Consider the following 6,000-nt stretch of genomic DNA (forward strand, 5'->3'; position numbering starts at 1 on the left):
CATACATGAATAACTTTGTGGTTACTCTCCGGATACCGAATTACTATTAAAATAATACAACGACTGTCGGTAAGGTCAACTTCAAAAACTCCAACTATCCAAAATAATTACGCAAGTATACTTTAAAGTAACAAATGATTAATCACCTTTATCGCTTTACCACCATAGGCCTCTCATCCGCCTCTCAAGCTTCACTCAATGCAGCTAATATACGAAGGAAGTCGGGAGATCGGCGGAGCTTCAACGGGCACCGCCGGTCTTGCATCCGGAAGCGCCATATGCGAGGTGTTTAGGCTATGTTGAAAAAACAAGATGCAGCGCAGCTGAAAGGCTGGTGTCTTCGTTTGGCGATGTTCGTCGGCGGAACGACGCTTATGGCGATCGGACAAACGGCTTGCACAGTCGTTGATGATATCGCCGTTGTCGCGAAGAAGAATATCGTCGTGGCCGAGGCTCCGCGCGTCTCGAAGGCTTACGCCTATCCGGAAAATCACGCCGAGCGCCCGGCCGGGGTAACGGCCCGCGCTCTCGCCTATCACGGCTCAGCGCCTTATATCTGCTCTCCAAGCGGCTTCGGACAGAAGTCGCGCTGCTTTGCGCGTCCTCCTATCTGAAACAAAAGCATTACATCAATTGCGCCACCGGCCGGACACGTCGTCTTCGCCGGCGGAATGCTCATTGAAGAAGCGGGATGCCGCTTCCGTGCGGTTTCGGACGTTCATCTTCTTGTAGATGTTGCGGACGTGAACCTTCACGGTGTTTTCGGAAAGATGCAGCTTGTCGGCGATGATCTTGTTCTGCGTCCCCTTGCAGATGAGATCCAGGATCTGAACCTCCCGGGTGGTCAGAGCGGAGATGCTGTCGCGTCTCAGCTTGAGCGCATTGTTGCGGGCCGCATCGACCGATTTTGTCTGATAGAGCGAAGGTTCCAGCTGGGCGTTCTTGTTGTTGAGACGGTTGAGAAGTGCTGACGGAAAATGTTCGCCGCCCTTCATCAGTAAATCCACAGCGGCCATGAAGACGTCGAGCCGGAGATTGAGCGGCAGGACACCATCGATGATCCTTGCCTCCACCAGCCGGCTGACGTAGGGCTCGAGCATGTCGATCGCTTCGACAACAAGCCCGATCGAGGTTTCAGGGTGGTTTTCGCGGGCGGCCTGCAGCGCCTCATGAAGCTCAGGGCCAGGTATATGATAGAATAAAACAAGCTTCATATCGCTGGTATCTTTTTCCAGCATTGGCTTTGTGCTCGTAATGCTTGCTACTTCACAATTCGGAAATTTCTTTGCCAGTGCTTCTACCATGCACTCTGAAAACAGATCCGCCTTTGCTACTACTAGTATAGTATCTCCAGACGTACTCAACTTCCTCCCCTGGTCAGTATTCTCGATTCCAGAGCCTGTCATGAACATATACGCCTCCCCTAGCGTTACACTTTACTCAAACTTGGAGCGATGGCGGGTATTAGATAGTATGAAATGTCGGTCCCGGGTGTCATCGCCTTACTTTTTAGACATTTCTTAATTATGTTAATACGGATTGAGAAGGAAGGAAATGGCCCAAAGTGATTAGTTTTAGCAGACGAAAAACCATATAATACAAAGCTTTGGTTGTATTTTCACTCGGTAGATACTTCAAGGCTATATTTGCTCTGAATATAGGACGATCAGCTTAATGTAATATTTCAGTACAGATTGTCATACTTTTCGTCATGCAGGGTAGCCCGAGGCAAGCTGACAGGGTCCTTGACTGCCAAGGCCTTCTGAGCGAGCGGGCCCGATCCAACACCGATCCAGATGCGGCTTGGCGACACGCAGCTTGCCCTGCATCAACATCAGCGGACTGCAGAGACTTTCCGCCGGGTCAGCGAGATCGGGCCGCATCTCATCCAAGCGCGTTACTTGGCATCGCTCGCAACCAGCAAACGGCTGGCAGGGGAGGCCGTCTTTGCCGCAAATCCACGACCTCCATTCGGACGATCCGTCCGCGCTTGATTATGCCGGCGGTGCTGCCCTCAAACGGCTGCGCTCGATTGCCGAGCCCGCCGCTGGCAAGACGGATGTCGTGCCGGCGACCATGGCTTTGCTGGGACCGGGGACGGCTCAGCGAGCGGCGCCGACCACGTCTGCATTGACGACGTTTGCCATGGTGCGAAAAGGCGGTCCGGCGGTTCCGGGACGCGCAGTCGCCATGGTCTTTGATTTTGAGTTGCGATCGTTGTTAAAAGAGGCGCGAGCCTATTTTTGCAACCATCAGTGAGAACTCATGCAGACGAATGCAGATGGCGCCGAAAGAGAACGGCTTCTCGCCATTCTCGATTTCTGGCACAAAATCGAGTTCTTCATTCCTTACGATCTCTCCAGTCGTATTGCCTCCAGTGAAGGCCGAAGCGTTTTCTGGCTGCATGCGAAAACGCTCGATGATGACGGCGCTGCACTCAGCCGCCCAGCGATACCCGAAGAGAAGCAGATCACGGGCTTTACCCTGTTCCTCGGCGTTTTCAGCAAATCGGAAGTTGCCGATATCCGCAGGCACTTCGATAGCGTTGCGGCCGATATCACCGAGTATGAGGATGCCGAACGCGGCGATCTCGATGGCGATACCTGCTTTGCCAGCCTGCAGCTCTCCCCCTTTGGACAGCCGATGTTCGAAACATTTTCCGTTTCCACGCTTCCCTGGGCTCTGGGGCGGGTGCGGAAATCCGGCCTCGCCTCACTCAGCCACGAGGCGTTTGCCGACGGCAAGAGGCAGCTCTCGGAATTGCTTCAAAACTTTCGGGCACAACGGCATCTGAGATCTTCGTCCGCCGAGGATCCCGACGGTCAGCCGATCGATGCCGCCGAAATCCTGACGCTGCATGAATTGCTCTGCGATTGGGCCGGCTTTGCCTCGAAGCAAGAGAAACCCATCGCTGCTGTTGAAATACGCTACCGAGACAGGGTGGAAAAACCCGAGGTCATCTCCTTGCCGCCACCGCCGGAAAGCAATGCGCTCGATGCCGATGACGCAGAAGATGAGAGTACAAGTATTGAAGACGACATCGGTATCCTGAACAGTTTCTTCATCGAGGATATCGAACGGGCGATGACGTGCGTCAAACACGGTGATATCCCCGAGCCGCTCAGGCAATATCTCACGCCGCCTGCGCAAGAGAAGCGGATCGACCTCTACTCGGAGGATGGACGCCGGGCGATCGTTCAAGCCCTGCATCCAGGAAATCTCAACCGCGGACGCTGGCTCAGCGAACCTTACCAGGCGATGAGCCTCATGCAGCAGTTCGCGATCAATTCGGCCATCGGCGATCTTTCGGAAACGGGACTGTTCTCGGTCAACGGCCCACCAGGGACGGGAAAGACGACCCTGCTTCGCGACATGTTCGCGGATAGTATCGTTCGGCGCGCCCGCGTCCTGGCCTCCTTGAAGACGGCGCGCGATGCCTTCGACGGCTCGCCGCGCCGAGCCATCTTCACGGACCGGAGCACCGCCTCGATATCGGCGCTGATCCCGGCTATTTCTGGATTCGAAATGGTCGTCGCCTCGTCCAACAACGCCGCCGTGGAGAATATCTCGCGCGACCTTCCCAAGCGGAGTTCGATTGGAAAGACATCTTCATTCCAATATCTGCAGACGGTCGCGCACAAGATCGCTTGCCAGAAGGACAATGGAGCTGTCGTTAAACTCTCCGACGGCGACCGCCCATGGGGGCTGATCGCCTGTGCGCTCGGCAACGCCCGGAACCGTCGAGCCTTCAAGGAACGTTTCGCCTTCATGGAGATCGCCGAAAGGGCAAAACCTGGCTGGTCCGGCGCCGATAAGCCACAGACCATCTGGGAATGGCTAAAAGGCTATGAGGGACCAACCTTCGCCGAGGCAGCGGCGGCATTTCATGCCACCGACGAAGTGGTTCGCGACAAGATCGGCCTGTATGCGCGCTATGCCGATCTCTGTGATGAAATCGCCCTGGTTTCGCAGGATGCATTCTGCCGCGAGGCGCTTGAAGGAGTCAGGGCGGCCGCGACCGAACTTCGGCACGCGCAGGACCGATGCAACATGGTCGCGGCCGAAATGCTCAGTATCAGGGAAGGACTGTCTCATCTGAAGGAGGAGGAACAGCTGCTGGAGCGCAGCGCTCCTGCGTGGTGGGAGAAAGTGCTGCCGGCCCATCCTGCCCGGCAGCATCGGCAAAATGTCGTCGCCAATGCACGACGACAGCTGGAACTGCGCAAGGCGCTGGCGGAATGCGAGCGTCGTCTTGCGAAAACCCATGGACCTGCGCTGAAGCGAGCGTTGCGGGGACATCAACTGGCCGAGCGGGCGCTAGGATCGCAACGGGAAATCTGGTCCAGGAAGAGAGAGGAATTCGATCGCCTCGGCACGATTCTCGATCATCCCACCGTACCCAGGCATCTCTCCGAACTCGAGGCCGACCGTTTCCAGATTGACGGACTGTGGCATCGAGACGAGTTGGCAGGTCTGCGTTCTGCATTGCTGGAAGCGGCATTGACGCTGCATGAAGCGTGGCTGGCGGAGGTCGGCAGAAAGGGCGGAGGTTTTGGGGGAAATATCGTCGCCATCAGCAAACTGCTTTCTAACAACAGTCCCGTCAATGGCGAGCACATTGCCTTGATCTGGCAGAGCCTTTTCATGATCGTGCCGATTGTGTCGACGACGTTTGCGTCCTTCGCCCGGCAGTTCCGCGGTCTCGAAGCCGGATCGATCGGCTGGGTTTTCATCGATGAAGCCGGTCAGGCGGTGCCGCAGGCGGCGGTCGGGGCCTTGTTGCGGGCGCGCCGTGTCATGGTGATCGGCGATCCCCAGCAAATCGAGCCGGTCTTCACGCTACCCAGCGCGCTGATCGCCGCCACCTCGGCTCTCTCGCCCCACACCGCCGCAGGACAATATTCGCCGAACAGGGCGTCGGTGCAGATGCTGGCGGATGCCGCCAATCGCTATGGAACGACAGTTCCGGGCGAGGAGGCGGACGGGCTCTGGATCGGCAGCCCTCTCAGGGTGCATCGGCGCTGCATCGATCCAATGTTTGGCCTTGCCAACCAGATCGCCTATCAGAACAAGATGGTCTTCGGACAAGAAGAGCGCCGGCCCGCCGACGACGCTCCACCGTTTTATGGCGACAGCAGCTGGATCGACGTCAAAGGAAAGGTAACCGGTAAACAGACCGTTGCGGAACAGACGGACTTCATCGTCGATCTCCTCACCGCCACTTATCGCCGGGACGGCGCATTGCCTGATCTCTATATCATTTCGCCGTTCAAGGAGGTCAAGAACAGTCTGAAGCAGGCTCTGGCCCATGCAGCCTGGGTCGATTGGAACGGAAATACGCGCTCGCCTCCACCGAAACTGTCGAGGTGGCTGCGGGATCGGATAGGCACGGTGCATACCTTCCAGGGCAAGGAAGAAGACATCGTTTTCATGGTGCTCGGCGCCGATGCCGACCATAGCGGAGCGGCCAGTTGGGCCGCCTCGAAGCCGAACCTGTTGAACGTTGCCCTCACGCGGGCCAAGCGCCGATTTTATATCGTCGGCGATCGCGGCCTCTGGGAAGGCCTGCCTTATTTCCGGGAGACCGCGAGCGCGCTGGAGACAATTCAGGCAGCCGAATTCCTGGCCCGGAATGAATTGAACTGAAGCATCGGATCCGATTGCTGCCCGGCGGATGCCTGCCTCGATCCATCGGTAAGCACAAACGCAAAAGGCCCGCACGAGGCGGGCTTTTGAGTAAGTGTATTTGGGAAGATTTGGTTGCGGGGGCAGGATTTGAAGTTTTCTGTCCCGCTGCATCGGCTACGCCTTCTTGCGGGCCCCTGATTAGGCATTAAACCCTCGACCCGTTACCAAACAAAAAGCCGCCCTGAAGGCGGCTATTTGTTTGGTTGCGGGGGCAGGATTTGAACCTGCGGCCTTCAGGTTATGAGCCTGACGAGCTACCGGGCTGCTCCACCCCGCGCCATTTTATTTTGCCTATGGCAAATATGGTATTTC

At 56.7% G+C, this 6,000-nt stretch carries 3 protein-coding genes, 1 tRNA gene and 1 pseudogene; 3 read left to right on the plus strand and 2 right to left on the minus strand.

Annotated features, from left to right (window positions below):
* Window positions 1-296 precede the first annotated feature (296 nt).
* A complete protein-coding gene (locus tag HFO99_RS10080) occupies window positions 297-614 on the plus strand; it encodes a hypothetical protein (RefSeq protein WP_222360938.1) in 318 nt (105 codons plus the stop codon).
* Between the two features lie 15 nt (window positions 615-629).
* Here the strand turns inward: HFO99_RS10080 and HFO99_RS10085 are convergent, their stop codons facing one another.
* Entirely contained in the window at window positions 630-1,412 is a 783-nt protein-coding gene (locus tag HFO99_RS10085) for a helix-turn-helix transcriptional regulator (protein WP_064245652.1), read from the minus strand.
* Between the two features lie 312 nt (window positions 1,413-1,724).
* On the opposite strand from HFO99_RS10085, the pseudogene HFO99_RS33365 reads away from it, so the two are divergent.
* Together HFO99_RS33365 and HFO99_RS10095 are read left to right on the plus strand one after the other, a co-directional pair.
* Window positions 1,725-2,134: pseudogene (locus tag HFO99_RS33365) on the plus strand (cellulose biosynthesis protein); the annotation flags it as partial.
* 131 nt (window positions 2,135-2,265) lie between these two features.
* A complete protein-coding gene (locus HFO99_RS10095; RefSeq protein WP_222360943.1) occupies window positions 2,266-5,646 on the plus strand; it encodes a DEAD/DEAH box helicase in 3,381 nt (1,126 codons plus the stop codon).
* 242 nt (window positions 5,647-5,888) lie between these two features.
* Here the strand turns inward: HFO99_RS10095 and HFO99_RS10100 are convergent.
* Window positions 5,889-5,965: transfer RNA gene (locus HFO99_RS10100), tRNA-Met, on the minus strand.
* Window positions 5,966-6,000: the final 35 nt, after the last annotated feature.

The organism is Rhizobium leguminosarum, assembly GCF_019798305.1.
GTDB lineage: Bacteria > Pseudomonadota > Alphaproteobacteria > Rhizobiales > Rhizobiaceae > Rhizobium > Rhizobium leguminosarum_U.

Coding starts and splice junctions, on each gene's coding strand:
- HFO99_RS10080 (WP_222360938.1), top strand. CDS start 297: ATGTTGAAAAAACAAGATGCAGCGCAGCTGAAAGGCTGGTGTCTTCGT.
- HFO99_RS10085 (WP_064245652.1), bottom strand. CDS start 1,412: ATGTTCATGACAGGCTCTGGAATCGAGAATACTGACCAGGGGAGGAAG.
- HFO99_RS10095 (WP_222360943.1), top strand. CDS start 2,266: ATGCAGACGAATGCAGATGGCGCCGAAAGAGAACGGCTTCTCGCCATT.